Here is a 20,244-nt window from a genome sequence, read left to right as displayed (position 1 = left end):
TTGCGCTTTTTACGTCAAGCGCGGGTCGTTCTCCTTTTATCCTGAACCCTGATGCCTTATTCATTCTTTACCCTGGATATCCCAAAGCCTTGATTCGTCTGCTGAAGTTTTTCGGTTGGTCCATCGTCGCCGTTTTCTGCGGACTGCTTCTTGGTCTGAGCGGCGCATTTCTTTACCTTAGCCCTGGATTGCCGTCTGTGGAGGCGCTGAGAAGCATTCAGTTGCAGATTCCATTGCGGGTCTACAGCAGCGACAACAAGTTGATCGCAGAGTTTGGCGAAATGCGCCGCACTCCGATCCGTTTCGCCGACATTCCCCCCAACTTCATCAATGCGTTACTAAGTGCTGAAGACGACAATTTCGCCAACCATTACGGCGTCGATCCCGGCAGCCTGATGCGCGCCGCGACCCAACTGGTAAAAAGCGGACACATTCAGTCCGGTGGCAGCACTATCACCATGCAGGTAGCGAAGAACTTCTTCCTGACCAGCGAACGCAGCTTCTCGCGCAAGACCACTGAAATCCTCCTGGCCCTGCAGATCGAACGGCAGCTGACCAAGGACGAGATCCTTGAGTTGTACGTGAACAAGATCTACCTCGGCAACCGAGCATACGGCATCGAGGCGGCAGCGCAGGTTTATTACGGCAAGTCGATTCGTGACGTCAGCCTGGCGCAGATGGCGATGATCGCCGGCCTGCCAAAAGCACCGTCGCGCTTCAACCCGCTGGCCAACCCGGCGCGCAGCAAGGAACGTCGCGACTGGATCCTGGGGCGGATGTATAAGCTTGGAAAAATCACCGAAGCCGATTACACCGCCGCGATCAACGAGCCGCTGAACGCCAGCTATCACGTGCCGACCCCGGAAGTGAATGCTCCGTACATCGCTGAAATGGCTCGCGCTGAAATGGTCGGCCGCTATGGCAGTGATGCCTACACCGAAGGTTTCCGCGTTACGACCACCGTGCCGAGCAACCTGCAGGAAATGGCCAACACCGCGCTTCACGAAGGTTTGATGACCTACGACCAGCGTCATGGCTATCGCGGCCCGGAGTCGCGCTTGCCGGGCAAAACGCAGGAAGCCTGGGCCACCGAGCTGACCAAGCAACGCACCATCAGCGGCCTTGAACCGGCCATCGTCACCCAGGTCGACAAGAATGGCCTGCAAGTGATGACCCGTACCGGCGACGAACACATTGGCTGGGACACCATGAAGTGGGCGCGCCCGTTTCTGAACACCAACAGCATGGGCGCCAACCCGAAACAACCGTCGGACGTCGCGCAGGTTGGCGACCTGATTCGTGTTCAGCGCCAGCCGGACAATTCGCTGAAGTTCAGCCAGATCCCGCAGGCACAAGGCGCGCTGGTTTCCCTTGATCCGCAGAACGGCGCCATTCGCTCGCTGGTGGGCGGCTTCGCCTTCGAGCAAAGTAACTACAACCGCGCCCTGCAGGCCAAGCGCCAGCCCGGATCGAGCTTCAAACCGTTTGTCTACAGCGCTGCTCTGGATAACGGCTACACCGCCGCCAGCCTGGTGAACGACGCACCAATCGTGTTTGTCGACGAATACCTGGACAAGGTCTGGCGGCCGAAGAACGACACCAACACCTTCCTCGGCCCGATCCGTCTGCGTGAAGGGCTGTACAAGTCGCGCAACCTGGTGTCGATCCGTCTGGTGCAGGCCCTGGGCGTTGATCGCACCATCGACTACATCAGCAAGTTCGGATTCAACAAACAGGACCTGCCGCGCAACCTGTCGCTGGCCTTGGGCACAGCAACCCTGACGCCAATGGAAATCGCCACCGGCTGGAGCACGTTTGCCAACGGCGGCTACAAGGTCAGTCCGTACATCATCGACAAAATTGAAAGCCGAAATGGCGACACGCTGTTCGTCGCCAATCCGCCGAGCGTGCCGAAAGGTGATGTTGCCCCGGACGGTATTGCCGCCCCGGCCGCCGATACCTTCACGGTCAACGCGACGCCGGGCGAGATTCCGGGCCAGCCCGCGCCTCAAGCACCGGCCGTGGCCGAACGCATTGTCGATGGCCGTACCACTTACATCCTCAACAGCATGCTCGAGGATGTGATCAAACTCGGCACAGGCCGCCGCGCGCTGGCCTTGGGCCGCTCTGACATCGCCGGCAAGACCGGTACCACCAACGAATCCAAGGATGCCTGGTTCTCGGGTTACAACGCCGATTACGTGACCACCGTCTGGACCGGTTTCGACCAACCGGAAAGCCTGGGCAAACGTGAGTTCGGCGGCACCGTAGCGCTGCCGATCTGGATGAATTACATGGCTGCCGCACTCAAGGACAAGCCGCCGCACACTCAACCGGAGCCGGAAGGCATTCTCAGCCTGCGGGTTGACCCGGTGAGTGGTCGGGCAGCCACTCCGGGCACGCCAGGCGCGTACTTCGAGCTGTTCAAGGCCGAAGACACGCCACCGTCAGTGAATGAACTGGGTAACGGCAATGCGCCGGGCAGCCCGCTGCCAGCGGATGAAGCGGCGCCGATCGATTTGTTCTAAGGAAGCAGCTGCCAGTTTCAAGCTGCAAGCCACAAGAAAGAGCAAAAGCGGAACGCCCTTCGCTTTAAACTTGCAGCTTGTAGCTTGCCACTTGAAGCCCATAAAAAAACCCAGCACCTGGCTGGGTTTTTTTATAGGTGCTGCTCTTAGCCGTTAAACACGTCATCCACGCTTTTCAGCGGGTAGTTCTTCGGATACGGCAGGGTTGCCACACCGGTCTCGATCGCAGCCTTGGCCACGGCATCGGAGATCAGGGTGATCAGGCGGGCATCCATTGGTTTCGGGATGATGTACTCACGACCGAATTCCAGTTTGATGCCGCCGTAGGCGTCGCACACTTCCTGAGGCACCGGCAGCTTGGCCAGTTCACGCAAGGCGTTGGCTGCCGCCACTTTCATTTCTTCGTTGATGCGTTTGGCGCGAACGTCCAGGGCACCACGGAAGATGAACGGGAAGCCCAGCACGTTATTGACCTGATTCGGGTAGTCCGAACGGCCGGTCGCCATGATTACGTCGTCACGGGTGGCGTGAGCCAGTTCCGGGGAGATTTCCGGATCCGGGTTCGAGCAGGCGAACACGATCGGGTTGGCCGCCATGGATTTCAGGCCTTCAGGGCTGAGCAGGTTCGGGCCGGACAGGCCAACGAACACGTCAGCACCGGTCAGGGCGTCAGCCAGGGTGCGCTTGTCGGTCGCGTGAGCGAAGACAGCCTTGTACTGGTTCAGGTCGTCGCGGCCGGAGTGGATCACACCGGTACGGTCGACCATGTAGATGTTTTCGATGTTGGCGCCCATGCTCACCAGCAACTTCATGCAGGAGATGGCAGCCGCACCGGCGCCCAGGCAGACGATCTTGGCATCGGCCAGGGTTTTGCCAGCGATTTCCAGGGCGTTGATCATGCCGGCCGCGGTCACGATCGCGGTGCCGTGCTGGTCATCGTGGAAGACCGGAATGTCGCACTGCTCGATCAGGGCACGTTCGATCTCAAAGCACTCAGGTGCCTTGATGTCTTCCAGATTGATGCCACCGAAGGTGATGGAGATACGCTTGACGGTGTCGATGAAGGCTTGCGGGCTTTCGGAATCGACTTCGATGTCGAACACGTCGATGCCGGCGAAGCGCTTGAACAGCACGCCTTTACCTTCCATTACAGGCTTGGAGGCCAATGGGCCGAGGTTACCCAGGCCGAGAATCGCGGTGCCATCGGAAATGACTGCAACCAGGTTGCCTTTGCCGGTGTATTTGTAGGCCAGTTCAGGATCGCGGGCGATTTCGCGTACTGGTTCGGCTACGCCGGGGCTGTAGGCCAGCGACAGATCGCGGGCGGTAGCGGTGGCCTTGGTGAGCTCGACACTCAGCTTACCTGGACGAGGATGGGCGTGATATTCGAGAGCGGCAGTTTTCAGATCAGACATGGGGGCATTCCGCTTTTACTGTTGGACAGACTGGTCAGCGAGGATACGCGCCTCGCAAAGTCCCCACAAGACTGACCAGTCACCCCTGTCAAGCGCCCGGCTCTACGACTTTGGGCCAAAAGCCACGGAACACAAGGGATAGACTGTTCACAATCCACGAAAAAAATGTCTACAATTTTTTATCAAGGCGCCGCTTGCAACATCGCTGGATCAGTCAGTGGCAGGAGCCAGCGCGCCTGCCCCGATTTCAATCCGCCACGGCGCGAACGGTCCACGACCCAGCCACGCGCCTCGATTTGCTTGCCCTTCAGGCGCTCCAGAGCAGCAACATCGAAATGACCCGATAAATTGGGTGCAATACGCAATACAAGCGCGTCTTGCAACTCGATCCAAACGCCGCCGCGATTGCGTTGAACCTTGCTCACACGCCCACTGACCACCGCGAAACCGGACGTATTGATCTGCTCTGCTTTCAGTACAGGTGACTGACGCCACACCCCGAGCCCGGCCTGCCGCGCACTTCGTTCCGCCGCTTGCTGACAGGTGACCAGATCGACATTCGGCGCGACCGCGACCTGAAACCCAAGGCCCTCAGCGAGCATCTGCGCTTCGAGGTTGACGCCATCGGTGCCATAGAGATGTGCAAGAGTGCGACCATAATGATCCTTGCTCTCTTCACCCGGGAGCACACCGACCCGCCCGTCACTGGCGGCCACCAATGCTTCCAGACGTTTGCGCGCCGCTACGGCGAACGGCTCGTCGGAACGGCCCTGCTTACCCAACTCGGGCGTATTCAAGCCGATCATGCGCACGCTGCGACCATCGCTCAAGCGTAACGTGTCGCCATCCACCACCCGCTGCACCGCGACCGGCGTCAGGCCACTCGGCACCGGGCAGAAGGCCTGGGCACCCGTGAGCCAAATCGCGGACACAAAAAAGGCGCCCACAAGGGACGCCTTTTTCATTAGCAAGGTAAAGCCCATGGGGCTTTCGAACCTTACTCTGCTGCAGCAGCAGGTTTCTTGCCGAAAGCACCGAAACGGTCTGCGAAGCGCTGAACGCGGCCGCCAGTGTCCAGAGTCTTTTGCTTACCGGTGTAGAACGGGTGGCACTCGTTGCAAACGTCGATCGGCAGAGCTTTGCCGAAGGTCGAACGAGTTTCGAACTTGTTGCCACAGCTGCAAGTAACAGCAATGACTGGATAATCTGGATGGATATCAGCTTTCATGGTGTCTTCCTCGGGCTGCGTGCCGCCACCCAACACTATTGTTGAATACCGCACGTAATTAGGCCGCGGATTCTACCAGACCTTTGCAATCACGCAAGCTGTCGCTGAGACCGACCGTCTGCTAGGCTCCCGACCTGAATGCAGAGCCTGTGGGAGCGGGCTTGCTCGCAAAAGCGGTGTGTCAAACGACATGAATGCTGACTGACACACCGCTTTCGCGAGCAAGCCCGCTCCCACAAAGATTGCGTCCAGCCTCATTTATTACCCGCCTATAGAGAATACCCCCGCGTGCCCGACGCCATTTTGCGCCTCGCCCTGCCCTCGCCGCTGCGCCGCCTGTTCGATTACCGTGCCCCGGCCGGGGTCCTGCGAGCCCAGTTGCAACCGGGCATGCGCCTGCGAGTGCCGTTCGGTCGGCGGGAGATGATCGGAATTCTGGTGGAGGTTGCCGACACCAGCGAAGTGCCGGCAGAGAAACTCAAACCGGCCCTGGCTCTGCTCGATGCTACGCCGCCGCTGCCGCCAGCGCTGTTCAAGCTGTGCCTGTGGACCTCCCAGTATTATCAGCACAGCCTCGGCGACACGTTGAGTTGGGCGCTGCCTGTGTTGCTGCGCCAGGGCGAGCTGGCCGAAGCACGCCAGGAACGTTTCTGGTCCGCCGCGCCCGGCGCCAGCCTTGATGACCCGCGCATCGCCCGCGCCCCGCGTCAGCGTGAAGCGCTGGCGACCCTGGCCCAGCATCCCCACGGCGTCCCTCATCAATTGTTGAGCAAACTGATGTTGAGCAAGGACAGCCTCGACCTGCTGCTGGCCAAGGATCTGGTGCAAGTGGAAATCCGCAAGCACGCCCCCGGCGCACGTCACGAACATTGGCTGGCACAACCGGAGCTGCCCCTCAACCCCGAGCAGCGCGCCGCTTATGAAGCGATTCGCGCGGGGTTCGACAGTTATCACGCGTTCCTGTTGGCCGGCGTCACCGGCAGTGGCAAGACCGAAGTCTATTTGCAGTTGATCCGCGAAACCCTCGAAGCCGGCAAGCAAGCACTGGTGCTGATCCCGGAGATCAACCTCGGTCCGCAAACCCTGGCGCGCTTCGAGCAGCGTTTCAATGCGCGCATTGCGCTGATCCACTCGGCGGTCAATGACCGCGAGCGCCTTGAAGCCTGGCTCGCCGCCAGGGATGGCGATGCCGACATTATTATCGGGACCCGTTCCGCACTGTTCACGCCGATGAAGAATCCTGGACTGATCATCATCGACGAAGAACACGACGGCTCCTATAAACAGCAGGAAGGTCTGCGCTATCACGCCCGCGACCTGGCACTGGTGCGCGCCCGCCAGGAAAACATCCCGATCGTGCTCGGCTCCGCCACGCCGTCCCTGGAAAGCCTGCAAAACGCCTACACCGGCCGGTATGGCCTGCTGCGCCTGAATGAGCGCGCCGGCGGCGCCAAACAGCCGCGATTCCTGCGCCTGGATGTGAAAAGTCGTCCGCTGGACAGCGGCATTTCCGGGCCGATGCAGCAAGCTATCGGTCAGACTTTGGCTGCCGGTCAGCAAGTATTGGTTTTTCTCAACCGCCGAGGATTTGCCCCGACCCTGCTTTGTCATGACTGCGGCTGGATGTCCGAATGCCAGCGCTGCGATGCGCGAATGACCGTGCACCAGCGCTCCGGCGAACTGCGCTGCCACCATTGCGGCTACGTCGAACGTGTGCCCCGGCATTGTCCGAAGTGCGGCAAAGTCGATTTGCGCCCGGTAGGCGCCGGCACTGAGCGTGCCGAAGAACGATTGGCAATTTTGTTCCCGGACGTTCCGGTGCTGAGGGTCGATCGCGACAGCACCTCCCGCAAGGATGCAATGAATCAGCTGTTCGCAACCATTCAGAAGGGCCATCCCTGCATTCTGGTGGGCACACAGATGCTCGCCAAAGGCCACCACTTTCCACGGGTGACGCTGGTGTCGATTCTCGATGCCGACGGTGGATTGTTCTCCGGTGATTTCCGCGCCAGCGAGCGCATGGCGCAGTTGATCGTTCAGGTCGCCGGCCGCGCGGGCCGAGCCGAAGAGCCGGGCAAGGTAATCATCCAGACGCATCTGGCGGACCATCCGCTGCTGGTGCAACTGACCGAACAAGGTTACTTCGCCTTTGCCGAGCAGGCGTTGAGCGAGCGGCGCTCCGCTGGCTTGCCGCCGTTTGCGCATTTGGCGCTGTTGCGGGCTGAAGCGCATAAACCGGGTCAGGCTGAAGGGTTTCTGGACGAAGCATGCAGTGAGGCGGAACGTTTGCTGGCCGAACAGAATCTGACCGGGATCGAATTGCTCGGACCGGTGCCGGCACCGATGGAACGTCGGGCCGGACGTTATCGCGCGCAGTTGTTATTGCAGGCGACGGCTCGGGCGCCGTTGCACCGACTGTTGAGCAATTGGTTGTTGGTGCTGGAGCAGATGCCGAGCGGGCGGGCGGTTCGTTGGTCTTTGGATGTTGATCCGGTGGATTTGTATTGATCGGAAGATCGCCTTCGCGAGCAAGCCCGCTCCCACAGGGGTTCTGTGTCAGGCACATAATAGGTAACCACCACCGATCCAGTTTGGGAGCGGGCTTGCTCGCGAAGAGTCCCGAATAGTCACCACATATCCACAACCTGCCCGCTATAGTTGGCAAGCCCGCTTTCGCAACGGATAATGCCCAGTTTTTCCACCAGCGCATTGAAGCGCCGCCGCGCTTGCGGTCGAAAGAGAAGACCATGAAAGACACCATTCGCCAGCTGATCCAACAAGCCATCACCCAACTCGTCAACGAAGGTGTGTTGCCTGAAGGCCTGTCGCCGGCGATCCAGGTGGAAAACTCCCGTGACAAGAGGAACGGCGACTTCGCCAGCAACATCGCGATGATGCTGGCCAAGCCGGCCGGCATGAAGCCGCGCGATCTGGCGGAAAAGATCATCGCCGCACTGCCGGCTGACGAAAACGTCACCAAGACCGAAATCGCCGGCCCTGGCTTCCTGAACTTCTTCCAGAACACCCAGGCCCTGGCAACTCGCCTCGACGCCGCTTTGGCCGACGAGCACATCGGCGTACGCAAGGCCGGCCCGGTGCAGCGCACCGTGGTTGACCTGTCCGCTCCGAACCTGGCCAAAGAAATGCACGTTGGCCACTTGCGCTCAACCATCATCGGCGACGGCGTGGCCCGCGTGCTGGAGTTCCTCGGCGACGACGTGATCCGTCAGAACCACGTTGGCGACTGGGGCACCCAGTTCGGCATGTTGATGGCCTATCTGCAGGAAACCCCGATCACCAGCGACGAGCTGTCGGACCTGGAAAACTTCTACCGCGCCGCCAAGCAACGCTTCGACGGATCCGAAGAATTCGCCGATCGTGCCCGCGGCCTGGTGGTCAAGCTGCAGGCCGGCGACGCCGACTGCCTGGCGCTGTGGACCAAGTTCAAGGACATCTCGCTGTCCCACTGCCAGAAAATCTACGAACTGCTGAACGTCAAACTGACCATGGCCGACGTGATGGGCGAAAGCGCCTACAACGACGACCTGATCAACGTAGTTAACGACCTCAAGGCCGCCGGCATGCTGGTCGAGAGCAACGGCGCGCAGTGCGTGTTCCTCGACGAATTCAAGAACGCCGACGGCGACCCGCTGCCCGTGATCATCGTCAAGGCGGATGGCGGCTACCTCTACGCCACCACCGACCTGGCAGCCGTGCGTTATCGCAGCGGCAAACTGAAAGCTGATCGCGCGCTGTACTTCGTCGACCAGCGTCAGGCCCTGCACTTCCAGCAAGTGTTCGCCGTGGCTCGCAAGGCCGGCTTCGTGACGCACCCGATGGAAATGGAACACATGGGCTTCGGCACCATGAACGGTAAAGATGGCCGTCCATTCAAGACCCGTGATGGCGGCACCGTGAAGCTGATCGACCTGCTGACCGAAGCCCAGGAGCGCGCCTACACCTTGGTGAAGGACAAGAACCCGGAGCTGACCGAAGCCGAGCTGCGCAACATCGCCAAGGTCGTGGGCATCGGCGCGGTGAAATACGCCGATCTGTCCAAGCATCGCACCAGCGACTACAGCTTCAACTTCGATCTGATGCTGAACTTCGAAGGCAATACCGCGCCGTACCTGCTGTACGCCTACACCCGCGTGGCCGGCGTGTTCCGCAAGCTCGGCAAGGACTTCAGCGAAGTCGAAGGGCAGATCGTCCTCGAAGCGGCGCACGAACATGAGCTGGCAGCGAAACTCGCGCAGTTCGGCGAAGTGCTGAACAATGTTTCCGACAAGGGAACGCCGCACATCCTCTGCACCTACCTGTACGACGTTGCCGGCCTGTTCTCCAGTTTCTACGAGAACTGCCCGATCCTCAGCGCTGAAACTCCGGCGCAAATGCAAAGCCGCCTGCGCCTCGCCGCGCTGACCGGTCGCACTCTCAAGCAAGGCCTGGAACTCTTGGGTCTGGAAACTCTGGAGCGCATGTAAGTTGGCTGCCAAGAAAAAACCTGCACCCAAGCGTGGCGCCAGTCGTTACCAAGCTCCTGCAAAGCAACCGATTCCGGGCTGGCTGTGGATGGCGATCGGCCTGACGGTCGGCGCGTTCATTGTGTTCCTGATGAAGCTGGAACCGGGCAAGGGCAGCGAGAGCGTCAAGCGCGAGAAGATCGAGCAGCAGAAAGCCAGCAAGATCGCCGAGGCCAACAAGACCCCGCCGAGCCCGACGCAACCCGTGAAGCCCAAGTACGACTTCTACACTCTGCTGCCGGAATCGGAAGTCATCGTGCCGCCGGATGCCGTGCCGGAAAAAACGCCGCCAACCCCGGCCGTACCGACGACGCCGGTAACGCCAGCGGAAGCAGCGAAGATCGACACCGCGCGCGCTCAAGCAGCATTGGCCGGCATCACCCCGCCACCGCCCCCGCCCGTGGCCAAGGCTGCGCCCGTGACCCGGTTCTTCCTGCAGGCCGGTTCGTTCCGCAAGGAGGCTGATGCGGACAAGGTTCGCGCGCAGATCATCTTGCTCGGCCAGGCCGTAGCGGTTGAATCCGGTACTGTGAAAGACGAGACCTGGTATCGGGTGCTGGTAGGGCCGTTCAGCAATCGTGAACAACTGACCACAGCCCAGAAGCAACTGGCCGGTGCGGGATTCAGCAACCTGTTGTTACAACAACGCCAGAATCGCTGATCTTTATTTGTAGGCAACCTTCATCTGAGGTCGCCCACAAACCTGTGGCGAGGGGATTAGCGGACCGCCGCACCGCCCCCGTTGGGTCGCGAAGCGGCCCTCAAACCTCCACCTGCGGAGTATCAGATATAGCGCGAATACCGGTTTCGCGACTGCTTCGCAGCCGAACGGGGATAAATCCCCTCGCCACAGTCATCGCACGCCATTCGTCCCCCGCCGCGTCTTCGAGTTGAAATCCTCCCCACCACCCCCATATGAATGGGCATAAGGCATTTTCGCCCCGCTGCGTGGAGACTCTCCCTTGACCACCATCGTTTCAGTTCGCCGCCACGGCAAAGTCGTCATGGGCGGCGACGGCCAGGTTTCGCTCGGCAATACCGTGATGAAAGGCAATGCGAAGAAAGTTCGCCGCCTGTACCACGGTCAGGTCATCGCCGGTTTTGCCGGGGCCACCGCTGACGCCTTCACCCTCTTCGAACGCTTCGAAGGCCAGCTCGAGAAACATCAGGGTCACCTGGTTCGCGCCGCCGTCGAACTCGCCAAAGAATGGCGCACCGACCGCTCCCTCAGCCGCCTCGAAGCCATGCTCGCGGTCGCCAACAAAGACGCTTCCCTGATCATCACTGGCAACGGCGATGTGGTCGAACCCGAAGAAGGCCTGATCGCCATGGGTTCCGGTGGCGGTTACGCCCAGGCCGCCGCCAGCGCGCTGCTGAAGAAAACCGATCTGTCGGCCCGCGAAATCGTCGAAACCGCGCTCGGCATCGCCGGCGACATCTGCGTATTCACCAACCACACCTTTACCATTGAGGAGCAGGACCTCGCCGAGTAAGCCTGTTACGGCCTTAGCGCCACGGCTCACTTTTGCTTGAGGACCGCCAATTACTATGTCCATGACTCCCCGTGAAATCGTCCACGAACTCAATCGCCACATCATCGGCCAGGACGATGCCAAGCGCGCCGTCGCCATCGCGTTGCGTAACCGCTGGCGCCGGATGCAGTTACCGGAAGAACTGCGCGTTGAAGTAACGCCTAAGAACATCCTGATGATCGGCCCGACCGGTGTCGGTAAAACCGAGATCGCACGTCGCCTGGCCAAACTGGCCAACGCGCCGTTCATCAAAGTCGAAGCCACCAAGTTCACCGAAGTCGGCTACGTCGGTCGCGACGTCGAATCGATCATTCGTGACCTGGCCGATGCAGCGATCAAACTGCTGCGCGAACAGGAAATGACCAAAGTTCGCCACCGCGCCGAAGATGCCGCCGAAGAGCGCATCCTCGACGCCCTGTTGCCACCGGCCCGCATGGGCTTCAACAACGACGACGCCCCGTCGGCCGACTCCAACACCCGCCAGCTGTTCCGCAAGCGCCTGCGCGAAGGTCAGCTGGATGACAAGGAGATCGAAATCGAAGTCGCCGAAGTGGCCGGCGTCGATATCTCCGCGCCACCGGGCATGGAAGAAATGACCAATCAGTTGCAGAGCCTGTTCGCCAACATGGGCAAGGGCAAACGCAAGAGCCGCAAGCTCAAGGTCAAGGAAGCGCTGAAACTGGTGCGTGACGAAGAAGCCGGTCGTCTGGTCAACGATGAAGAATTGAAAGCCAAGGCGCTGGAAGCGGTCGAGCAGCACGGCATCGTGTTCATCGACGAAATCGACAAGGTTGCCAAGCGCGGTAACTCCGGTGGCGTCGACGTGTCCCGTGAAGGCGTACAGCGCGACCTGCTGCCGCTGATCGAAGGCTGCACCGTCAACACCAAACTGGGCATGGTCAAGACCGACCACATCCTGTTCATCGCTTCCGGTGCGTTCCACTTGAGCAAACCAAGCGATCTGGTGCCCGAGCTGCAAGGTCGTCTGCCGATTCGTGTCGAGCTCAAGGCGCTGACGCCTGAAGACTTCGAGCGCATTCTCAGCGAGCCGCACGCATCGCTCACCGAACAATATTGCGCACTGCTGAAAACCGAAGGCCTGGCCATCGAGTTCCAGCCGGACGGTATCAAGCGCATCGCCGAGATCGCTTGGCAGGTCAACGAGAAAACCGAGAACATCGGTGCCCGTCGCCTGCACACCTTGCTCGAACGATTGCTCGAAGAGGTGTCGTTCAGCGCCGGCGACCTGGCCAGCGCCCACGACGGCAAGGTGATCCTGATCGACGCCGACTACGTCAACAGCCACCTGGGCGAATTGGCGCAGAACGAAGACCTGTCGCGTTATATCCTGTAAGCCAAACTTACAGGCGAACGCGGAACCTGTGGGAGCGGGCTTGCTCGCGAATGCGGTGTGTCATTCAGCATTGATGTCGACTGACACCGCATTCGCGAGCAAGCCCGCTCCCACATTGGCCTGCGGTTTCCCACAGACGGACTTCAGGTCATGACCCAACTCCCCACTGACATCAAACTGCACAAGGCCTCGAAAACCCTGTCGCTGAAATATGCGTCCGGCGAGGAACATCACCTGCCCGCCGAATTCCTGCGCGTGCACTCTCCTTCCGCCGAGGTCCAGGGCCACGGCAAACCTGTCCTGCAATTTGGCAAGATCGGCGTAGGCCTGACCAAGGTAGAACCGGCCGGTCAGTACGCACTGAAATTGACCTTCGACGATGGCCACGACAGCGGCTTGTTCACCTGGGACTATTTGTACCAGTTGGGCGTGCGTCAGGAGGATCTCTGGAACGATTATCTTGCCGAACTGAAAGCTGCCGGCAAAACCCGTGATCCGAACGAATCTGTCGTCAAGCTGATGCTCTAGCCCGAGCCTCTTGCGCTTTAGAGGGCATTTTCTAATTTCATCTGTTTGAATGCTTGGCCGCGAGGCTGATCGTTGGCCTGCTTGCGAAAAAAATTAAACTCGGGTAACCAATGGAACTGGCAAGTTCCCTGCAGTGCATCTCTGAACCAAAAAGCATCAATGCAGAATTAACGGTCACCCGAGCAGTAGTACCTGGCATTGGCTGTGTACTGACACAGCAGGATCCCGGTACTCGTCTCAGGACAATGGAGCGTCGTAGATGAGTAAACAGAATAACGATGACTTGAAGTATCAGGCCTCGGAAAACACCTTGGGGCTGAATCCTGTCGTTGGGCTGCGTGGAAAGGATCTACTGGCTTCTGCTCGAATGGTGCTCAGGCAGGCCATCAGGCAACCGATTCACAGCGCGAAGCATGTTGCGCATTTCGGCCTTGAACTCAAGAATGTGCTGTTCGGTAAATCAGAGTTGCATCCGACCAGCGACGACCGTCGCTTCGCCGACCCGGCCTGGAGCCAGAACCCGCTCTATAAACGTTACTTGCAAACTTACCTGGCGTGGCGCAAGGAACTCCACGACTGGATCGGCGACAGCAACCTCACGGCCAAGGATGTGGCACGGGGGCATTTCGTGATCAACCTCATGACCGAAGCCATGGCCCCGACCAACAGCGCGGCCAACCCGGCGGCGGTCAAACGCTTCTTCGAAACCGGCGGAAAAAGTCTGCTCGACGGTCTCTCACACCTGGCCAAGGACCTGGTGCACAACGGCGGTATGCCGAGCCAGGTCAACATGGGCGCGTTCGAAGTCGGCAAGACTCTGGGCGTGACCGAAGGTGCGGTGGTGTTTCGCAACGATGTGCTGGAACTGATCCAGTACCGGCCAATCACCGAGCAGGTCCACGAGCGCCCATTGGTGGTGGTGCCGCCGCAAATCAACAAGTTCTACGTTTTCGACCTGAGCCCGGACAAAAGCCTGGCGCGTTTCTGCCTGCGCAACAACGTGCAGACCTTTATCGTCAGCTGGCGCAATCCGACCAAGGAGCAACGCGAGTGGGGCCTGTCGACCTACATCGAGGCGCTCAAGGAAGCGGTCGACGTGGTCACCGCGATTACCGGCAGCAAAGACGTAAACATGCTCGGTGCCTGCTCAGGCGGCATCACCTGCACCGCCCTGCTGGGCCACTACGCGGCGATCGGCGAGAACAAGGTCCACGCCCTGACGCTGCTGGTGAGCGTGCTGGACACGACCCTGGACAGCGACGTGGCCCTGTTCGTCGACGAGCAGACACTCGAAGCCGCCAAGCGCCATTCCTATCAGGCCGGTGTGCTCGAAGGTCGTGACATGGCGAAGGTGTTCGCCTGGATGCGCCCCAATGACTTGATCTGGAACTACTGGGTTAACAACTACCTGCTCGGCAACGAACCGCCGGTGTTCGACATCCTGTTCTGGAACAACGACACCACGCGATTGCCGGCCGCGTTCCACGGCGACCTGATCGAGCTGTTTAAAAACAACCCGCTGATCCGTCCGGATGCACTGGAAGTGTGCGGTACGCCGATCGACCTGAAAAAGGTCACGGCGGACATCTTTTCCCTGGCCGGCACCAACGACCACATCACACCATGGAAGTCCTGCTACAAATCGGCGCAACTGTTCGGCGGCAAGGTCGAATTCGTGCTGTCCAGCAGTGGACATATCCAAAGCATTCTGAACCCGCCGGGAAACCCAAAGTCACGTTACATGACCAGCAGCGAAATGCCGGTCAAGGCCGAGGACTGGCAGGAAAACTCCACCAAACACACCGATTCCTGGTGGCTGCACTGGCAATCCTGGCAGGCCGAACGCTCGGGCGAACTGAAAAAGGCCCCGGTGAAACTGGGCAACAAAACCTACACCGCCGGTGAAGCAGCGCCGGGCACTTATGTACATGAGCGGTAACTGACACACCTCGCCCCACTGTGGGAGCGGGCTTGTGTGGTGAGGGGATTTATCCCCGTTGGGTGGCGAAGCCGCCCCAAAACCTGCAACCTCGGTGTATCAGTTACACCGAGTGCATTGGTTTTACGACTGCTTCGCAGTCGAACGGGGATAAATCCCCTCGCCACACAAGCCGCTCCCACAGGGGGGACCGGGGACGAATTAACCCACAGGGCTTGAAGCATGCCGCAACCGTTCATTTTTCGTACCGTCGACCTGGATGGCCAGACCCTCCGCACGGCGGTACGCCCCGGCAAGCCTCACTTGACGCCCTTGCTGATTTTCAATGGCATCGGCGCCAACCTGGAGCTGGTGTTTCCGTTCGTCGCGGCGCTGGACCCGGACCTCGAAGTCATCGCTTTCGATGTCCCGGGTGTCGGCGGCTCGTCGACGCCGAACCGGCCGTATCGTTTTCCGGGCCTGGCCAGACTCACCGCGCGAATGCTCGACTATCTCGATTACGGGAAAGTCAACGTGATCGGTGTGTCGTGGGGTGGCGCACTCGCCCAGCAGTTCGCCTACGACTACCCCGAACGCTGCAAGAAACTGGTGCTGGCGGCCACCGCGGCCGGTGCTTTGATGGTGCCGGGCAAGCCGAAAGTGCTGTGGATGATGGCCAGCCCGCGACGCTACATCCAGCCGTCTCATGTGATTCGCATTGCGCCAATGATCTACGGCGGCTCGTTCCGTCGCGATCCTACCCTCGCCGCCAGCCATGCGGCAAAAGTGCGTTCGGCAGGCAAGCTTGGTTACTACTGGCAGCTGTTCGCAGGCCTCGGCTGGACCAGCATTCACTGGCTGCACAAAATCCACCAGCCGACACTGGTGCTGGCCGGTGACGACGATCCCCTGATCCCGCTGGTCAACATGCGGTTGCTGGCCTGGCGTATTCCTAATGCTCAACTGCACATCATCGATGACGGGCATCTGTTTCTGATCACCCGCGCCGAGGCTGTTGCGCCGATCATCATGAAGTTCCTCGAGGAAGAACGGCTGCGCGCCGTGATGCATCCGCATCCGGCGCCATTCGGCGGTTAACAGACCCCGACTTTTGTTACAAAAAAGGGTCGGCAGGAAGCGCGCCGCGCAACAACCCGTTACAGCGTCTATGGTGTTCTGGTTCGGTGTATTTGTTTTTGGCCTGAAGACGAAGGAGTGTTGAGTCATGCGCGAGAAACCAGCGAGGGAGTTTTTGCCCACTCCCGCCGCGTTCATCAACGCACAGAGTGCGATTACCGGCCTGCGTGGTCGGGATCTGATTTCGACCCTGCGCAGTGTTGCCGCCCATGGTTTGCGCAACCCGGTGCACAGCGCCCGCCACGCCTTGAAGCTGGGCGGTCAACTGGGGCGAGTGTTGCTGGGCGAAACCCTGCACCCGACCAACCCGCAGGACAGTCGCTTTGCCGACCCGGCCTGGAGCCTCAATCCGTTTTATCGCCGTAGCCTGCAGGCGTACCTGAGTTGGCAGAAGCAGGTCAAAAGCTGGATCGACGAAAGCAACATGAACCCGGACGATCGCGCTCGCGCCCACTTCGCGTTCGCCCTGCTCAACGATGCGGTGTCACCGTCCAACACCCTGCTCAATCCGCTGGCGATCAAGGAAATCTTTAACTCCGGCGGCAACAGCCTGGTGCGCGGCATCAGTCATCTGGTCGATGATTTCCTGCACAACGACGGACTGCCCAGGCAAGTCACCAAGCAGGCATTCGAGGTCGGCAAAACGGTCGCCACCACCACCGGCTCTGTCGTGTTTCGCAATGAGCTGCTGGAACTGATCCAGTACAGGCCGATGAGCGAGAAGCAGTATTCCAAACCACTGCTGGTGGTGCCGCCACAGATCAACAAGTACTACATTTTCGACTTGAGCCCGAGCAATAGCTTTGTCCAGTTCGCTCTGAAAAACGGTCTGCAAACCTTCATCATCAGTTGGCGCAATCCGGATGTGCGCCATCGCGAATGGGGCCTGTCGACCTACGTCGAAGCCGTGGAAGAAGCAATGAACGTGTGTAGGGCGATCACCGGCGCTCGCGAAGTCAACCTGATGGGCGCCTGCGCCGGAGGGCTGACCATTGCCGCGCTGCAAGGCCATTTGCAAGCCAAGCGGCAGTTGCGTCGGGTATCCAGCGCGACCTACCTGGTGAGCCTGCTCGACAGCCAGATGGAGAGTCCGGCGACGCTGTTCGCCGATGAACAGACCCTGGAAGCGGCCAAGCGTCGCTCCTATCAGAAAGGGGTACTGGAGGGCCGCGACATGGCCAAGGTCTTCGCCTGGATGCGCCCCAACGATTTGATCTGGAGCTACTTCGTCAACAACTACCTGTTGGGCAAGGAACCGCCGGCGTTCGACATTCTCTACTGGAACAACGACAACACGCGTCTTCCGGCAGCCTTTCACGGCGACCTGCTCGACTTCTTCAAGCACAACCCGCTGAGTCATCCGGGCGGTCTTGAAGTGTGCGGCACGCCGATCGACTTGCAGAAAGTCACCGTCGACAGTTTCAGCGTGGCCGGCATCAACGACCACATCACTCCGTGGGATGCGGTGTATCGCTCGACGCTGCTGCTGGGGGGCGAGCGGCGTTTTGTGCTGTCCAACAGCGGTCATGTGCAGAGCATTCTTAACCCGCCCTCAAACCCGAAAGCCAACTTTATCGAAAGCACAAAACTGAGCAGCGACCCACGAGCCTGGTATTACGACGCCAAGCAAGTCGACGGCAGCTGGTGGACGCAATGGCTGAGCTGGATTCAGGAACGTTCGGGTGCGCAGAAAGAAACCCACATGGCGCTCGGCAACCAGAATTATCCACCGCTGGAGGCGGCACCCGGTACTTACGTGCGTGTGCGCTGACGCTCATCACACTACGGCCGGTTTCGGCCGTGGCTTGACCTGATCATTAAGAAGACTGGATGAAAACCCGCGACCGGATCCTCGAATGTGCCCTGCAGCTGTTTAACCATAAGGGCGAACCGAACGTCTCCACCATGGAAGTTGCCAACGAAATGGGCATCAGCCCGGGCAACCTCTACTACCACTTCCACGGCAAGGAACCGCTGATTCTCGGGTTGTTCGAGCGTTTCCAGGCGGAGCTCGCGCCGCTGCTTGATCCGCCGTCCGATGTGGAGCTGGCACCTGAAGATTATTGGCTGTTTCTGCATTTGATCGTCGAGCGTCTGGCTCATTACCGGTTTCTGTTCCAGGACCTGTCGAACCTCGCCGGGCGCCTGCCGAAACTGGCCAAAGGGATACGCAACCTGCTCAATGCGCTGAAGCGCACGCTGGCTTCATTGCTGGCGCGACTGAAGGCTCAGGGGCAACTGGTCAGCGACACGCAGGCGTTGGGCCAACTGGTGGAGCAAATCACCATGACGCTACTGTTTTCGCTGGACTATCAACGGATTCTGGACCGTGAGGGTGAAGTGAAGCTGGTGGTTTATCAGATCATGATGCTGGTGGCGCCGCATTTGCTGCCGCCGATCAAGGTGGCGACGGAGCAGCTGGCGATGCAATATCTCGAAGAACACGAATAACCCCTGTAGGAGCGGGCTTGCTCGCGAATACGGTAGGTCATTCAACGTTGATGTCCACTGACACACCGCATTCGCGTTCAAGCCCGCTCCCACAGGGCGTAATGCGGTGTTGACAGAACCGTGCACAAACAAAAACGCCCGACCTTCGCAGGCCGGGCGTTTTTTGAGCCCTGAAATCAGGACTGACTGGTTGGCGTCGATGGTGCTGACGCGGCAGTCGAGGTAGCAGCAGCGGTCGGCGCGGTAGCAGAGTTCGATGTGCTGACCGGTGTCGACGAGGCGGCCGGTTTGGCGGCAGCCACTGCTGGTTTCGAAGCAGCAGCTTTCGGGGCTGCCGGTTTTTTCACTGCTGGCTTCTTCGCTGCGGCAGGTTTTGCCGCTGGCTTGGCTGCCGGTTTGGCGGCTGCGGTTTTCGCTGCAGGTTTTGCTGCGGCAGTTTTGGTCGCTGGTTTGGCAGCCGGTTTAGCGGCTGCTTTTGCCAGTGGCTTGGCCGCCGTTTTAGCAGCAGGTTTGGCCGCGGCAGTTTTCACCGCAACAGGCGCAACCTTGGCACCGGTGAGTTTTTCGATCTGCTTGGTCAGGGTATCGACCTTGCTGTGCAGCGCTTTGACTTCATTACGGCTCGGTACACCCAGGCGCGAAATGGCGCTGTTCAGGCGCTTGTCGAAAGCACCTTCCAGCTCATCCCACTTGCCCAGCGCACGATCTTTCACGCCAGTGATGCGTGATTTGGCAGAGGTAGCAGAGTCCTTTACGTCATCGACTTTCTTGCCGACAGCGCTCTTGGTGAGCTTCTCGGCTTTCTCGCCATCTTTGACCAATGTATCGAAGAGCTTGCTGCCGTCAGTGTCGATCTTCGAGTACACGCCTAAACCAGCCAGCCAGATTTTGCGGGAGTAGTCTTCGACTTTCCCAATCCAGGAGCTGCCTTCTTTTTCGGTGTTCTTTTTACCAGCCATCCCGTTCTCCTTAAGATTTACGCGCGACGCGTTCGAGCAATGCCGTCAGCTCATCGAGCTTGGCAGAGAGTGTCTCAACGTCATGTTTAGACGGAATGCCGATACGATTCAAGGCACTTGCGACACGCGAGTCGAAAGCCTTCTCGATCTTGTCGAGTTGCACTTCGACCTTGCCTTTGAATGTGCTCACTTCGCTCTTGGCTTCATCAATCTCGGAGTTGGCCGCTTCAAGTTTCTCGGCAACTACCTTTTTGCCTTTCTTTTCAACAAGTTGACCAGCTTCGATCAACTCTTGAAAGTACTCGCTGCCCTCGTGGCCAACCTTGGTGTAGGCACCCAGGCCTGCCAGCCAGATCTTGCGGGCATAGGATTTAACGTCGCTGAGCGCCGTTGTCGAAGCGTCGATTTTTTTCTTCAAAATAACTTTGGCCATGGTGCACCTCACGCGCAGAAGGTTTGAGGAACTGCCCGCGAAAGAGTCGGGCTCAGGCACAAAGTAGGGAGAAAAATTAGAAACGGCACCCTAACAACTGACATAAATCGATGTGTGCCACACACCTCGACCTGTAGGAGCCGAGCTTGCTCGCGATAGCGGTTCATCATTCAAAATGGCTGTTGGCTGACACACCGCCATCGCGAGCAAGCTCGGCTCCTTCAGGGAATGCATTCAC

At 59.5% G+C, this 20,244-nt stretch carries 16 protein-coding genes; 11 read left to right on the top strand and 5 right to left on the bottom strand.

Translation table 11 applies throughout. The annotated features are described in order from the left end of the window. Nucleotides 1-92 precede the first annotated feature (92 nt). Nucleotides 93-2,528: a penicillin-binding protein 1A gene (locus ACYZT9_RS02710; RefSeq protein ID WP_462010143.1), complete on the top strand. Its 2,436-nt coding sequence runs from the start codon at nt 93-95 to the stop codon at nt 2,526-2,528. Between the two features lie 146 nt (nt 2,529-2,674). Here ACYZT9_RS02710 and ACYZT9_RS02705 read toward each other — a convergent pair whose 3' ends face one another. The 3 genes from ACYZT9_RS02705 to rpmE all read right to left on the bottom strand — a co-directional run bounded on the left by ACYZT9_RS02705 (nt 2,675) and on the right by rpmE (nt 5,171). Further along, entirely contained in the window at nt 2,675-3,943 is a 1,269-nt protein-coding gene (locus ACYZT9_RS02705; protein ID WP_461952229.1) for a malic enzyme-like NAD(P)-binding protein, read from the bottom strand. Nucleotides 3,944-4,125: 182 nt separating this feature from the next. Continuing rightward, on the bottom strand, nt 4,126-4,926 hold the full coding sequence (locus tag ACYZT9_RS02700) for a thermonuclease family protein (RefSeq protein WP_462008441.1): 801 nt from the start codon (nt 4,924-4,926) through the stop codon (nt 4,126-4,128). 14 nt (nt 4,927-4,940) lie between these two features. Then, on the bottom strand, nt 4,941-5,171 hold the full coding sequence (gene rpmE / locus ACYZT9_RS02695; protein ID WP_253435226.1) for a 50S ribosomal protein L31: 231 nt from the start codon (nt 5,169-5,171) through the stop codon (nt 4,941-4,943). Nucleotides 5,172-5,459: 288 nt separating this feature from the next. Here rpmE and ACYZT9_RS02690 point away from each other — a divergent pair, with 288 nt between their 5' ends. From ACYZT9_RS02690 to ACYZT9_RS02645, 10 genes are all read left to right on the top strand, one after another. Then, entirely contained in the window at nt 5,460-7,679 is a 2,220-nt protein-coding gene (locus ACYZT9_RS02690) for a primosomal protein N' (protein ID WP_462008440.1), read from the top strand. Nucleotides 7,680-7,918: 239 nt separating this feature from the next. Beyond that, nucleotides 7,919-9,655 carry an arginine--tRNA ligase gene (argS, locus tag ACYZT9_RS02685; protein WP_462008439.1) on the top strand — a complete coding sequence of 579 codons (1,737 nt, stop codon included), beginning with the start codon at nt 7,919-7,921 and terminating at the stop codon, nt 9,653-9,655. A 1-nt stretch (nt 9,656) separates the two neighbouring features. Beyond that, entirely contained in the window at nt 9,657-10,355 is a 699-nt protein-coding gene (locus tag ACYZT9_RS02680; RefSeq protein WP_462008438.1) for an SPOR domain-containing protein, read from the top strand. A gap of 301 nt (nt 10,356-10,656) precedes the next feature. Then, nucleotides 10,657-11,187, top strand: coding sequence for an ATP-dependent protease subunit HslV (gene hslV, locus ACYZT9_RS02675; protein ID WP_007899242.1), 531 nt, complete (start codon nt 10,657-10,659; stop codon nt 11,185-11,187). 55 nt (nt 11,188-11,242) lie between these two features. Next, nucleotides 11,243-12,580 (top strand): ATP-dependent protease ATPase subunit HslU, encoded by a 1,338-nt coding sequence (gene hslU, locus ACYZT9_RS02670; RefSeq protein WP_462008437.1) that lies wholly within the window; start codon nt 11,243-11,245, stop codon nt 12,578-12,580. Nucleotides 12,581-12,730: 150 nt separating this feature from the next. Next, nucleotides 12,731-13,108: a gamma-butyrobetaine hydroxylase family protein gene (locus ACYZT9_RS02665; protein WP_462008436.1), complete on the top strand. Its 378-nt coding sequence runs from the start codon at nt 12,731-12,733 to the stop codon at nt 13,106-13,108. A gap of 259 nt (nt 13,109-13,367) precedes the next feature. Further along, nucleotides 13,368-15,047 (top strand): class II poly(R)-hydroxyalkanoic acid synthase, encoded by a 1,680-nt coding sequence (phaC, locus tag ACYZT9_RS02660; protein ID WP_462008435.1) that lies wholly within the window; start codon nt 13,368-13,370, stop codon nt 15,045-15,047. 222 nt (nt 15,048-15,269) lie between these two features. Further along, nucleotides 15,270-16,124, top strand: a complete 855-nt coding sequence (gene phaZ, locus ACYZT9_RS02655; protein ID WP_462008434.1) for a poly(3-hydroxyalkanoate) depolymerase — start codon at nt 15,270-15,272, stop codon at nt 16,122-16,124. Between the two features lie 127 nt (nt 16,125-16,251). Then, nucleotides 16,252-17,934, top strand: a complete 1,683-nt coding sequence (phaC, locus tag ACYZT9_RS02650; protein WP_462008433.1) for a class II poly(R)-hydroxyalkanoic acid synthase — start codon at nt 16,252-16,254, stop codon at nt 17,932-17,934. A gap of 59 nt (nt 17,935-17,993) precedes the next feature. After that, on the top strand, nt 17,994-18,614 hold the full coding sequence (locus ACYZT9_RS02645; protein WP_462008432.1) for a TetR/AcrR family transcriptional regulator: 621 nt from the start codon (nt 17,994-17,996) through the stop codon (nt 18,612-18,614). A gap of 176 nt (nt 18,615-18,790) precedes the next feature. Here the strand turns inward: ACYZT9_RS02645 and ACYZT9_RS02640 are convergent, their stop codons facing one another. Then, entirely contained in the window at nt 18,791-19,573 is a 783-nt protein-coding gene (locus tag ACYZT9_RS02640; RefSeq protein WP_462008431.1) for a phasin family protein, read from the bottom strand. A 10-nt stretch (nt 19,574-19,583) separates the two neighbouring features. Further along, nucleotides 19,584-20,006 carry a phasin family protein gene (locus ACYZT9_RS02635; RefSeq protein WP_462008430.1) on the bottom strand — a complete coding sequence of 141 codons (423 nt, stop codon included), beginning with the start codon at nt 20,004-20,006 and terminating at the stop codon, nt 19,584-19,586. Between the last annotated feature and the right edge of the window lie 238 nt (nt 20,007-20,244).

This window comes from Pseudomonas sp. ZT5P21 (assembly GCF_054897785.1).
The sequence above is the reverse complement of the archived record's forward strand: the minus strand, read 5'-3'. Positions and strand labels throughout refer to the sequence as shown.

Coding starts and splice junctions, on each gene's coding strand:
- ACYZT9_RS02705 (WP_461952229.1), bottom strand. CDS start 3,943: ATGTCTGATCTGAAAACTGCCGCTCTCGAATATCACGCCCATCCTCGT.
- ACYZT9_RS02700 (WP_462008441.1), bottom strand. CDS start 4,926: ATGGGCTTTACCTTGCTAATGAAAAAGGCGTCCCTTGTGGGCGCCTTT.
- rpmE (WP_253435226.1), bottom strand. CDS start 5,171: ATGAAAGCTGATATCCATCCAGATTATCCAGTCATTGCTGTTACTTGC.
- argS (WP_462008439.1), top strand. CDS start 7,919: ATGAAAGACACCATTCGCCAGCTGATCCAACAAGCCATCACCCAACTC.
- hslU (WP_462008437.1), top strand. CDS start 11,243: ATGTCCATGACTCCCCGTGAAATCGTCCACGAACTCAATCGCCACATC.
- ACYZT9_RS02665 (WP_462008436.1), top strand. CDS start 12,731: ATGACCCAACTCCCCACTGACATCAAACTGCACAAGGCCTCGAAAACC.
- phaC (WP_462008435.1), top strand. CDS start 13,368: ATGAGTAAACAGAATAACGATGACTTGAAGTATCAGGCCTCGGAAAAC.
- phaZ (WP_462008434.1), top strand. CDS start 15,270: ATGCCGCAACCGTTCATTTTTCGTACCGTCGACCTGGATGGCCAGACC.
- phaC (WP_462008433.1), top strand. CDS start 16,252: ATGCGCGAGAAACCAGCGAGGGAGTTTTTGCCCACTCCCGCCGCGTTC.
- ACYZT9_RS02645 (WP_462008432.1), top strand. CDS start 17,994: ATGAAAACCCGCGACCGGATCCTCGAATGTGCCCTGCAGCTGTTTAAC.
- ACYZT9_RS02640 (WP_462008431.1), bottom strand. CDS start 19,573: ATGGCTGGTAAAAAGAACACCGAAAAAGAAGGCAGCTCCTGGATTGGG.
- ACYZT9_RS02635 (WP_462008430.1), bottom strand. CDS start 20,006: ATGGCCAAAGTTATTTTGAAGAAAAAAATCGACGCTTCGACAACGGCG.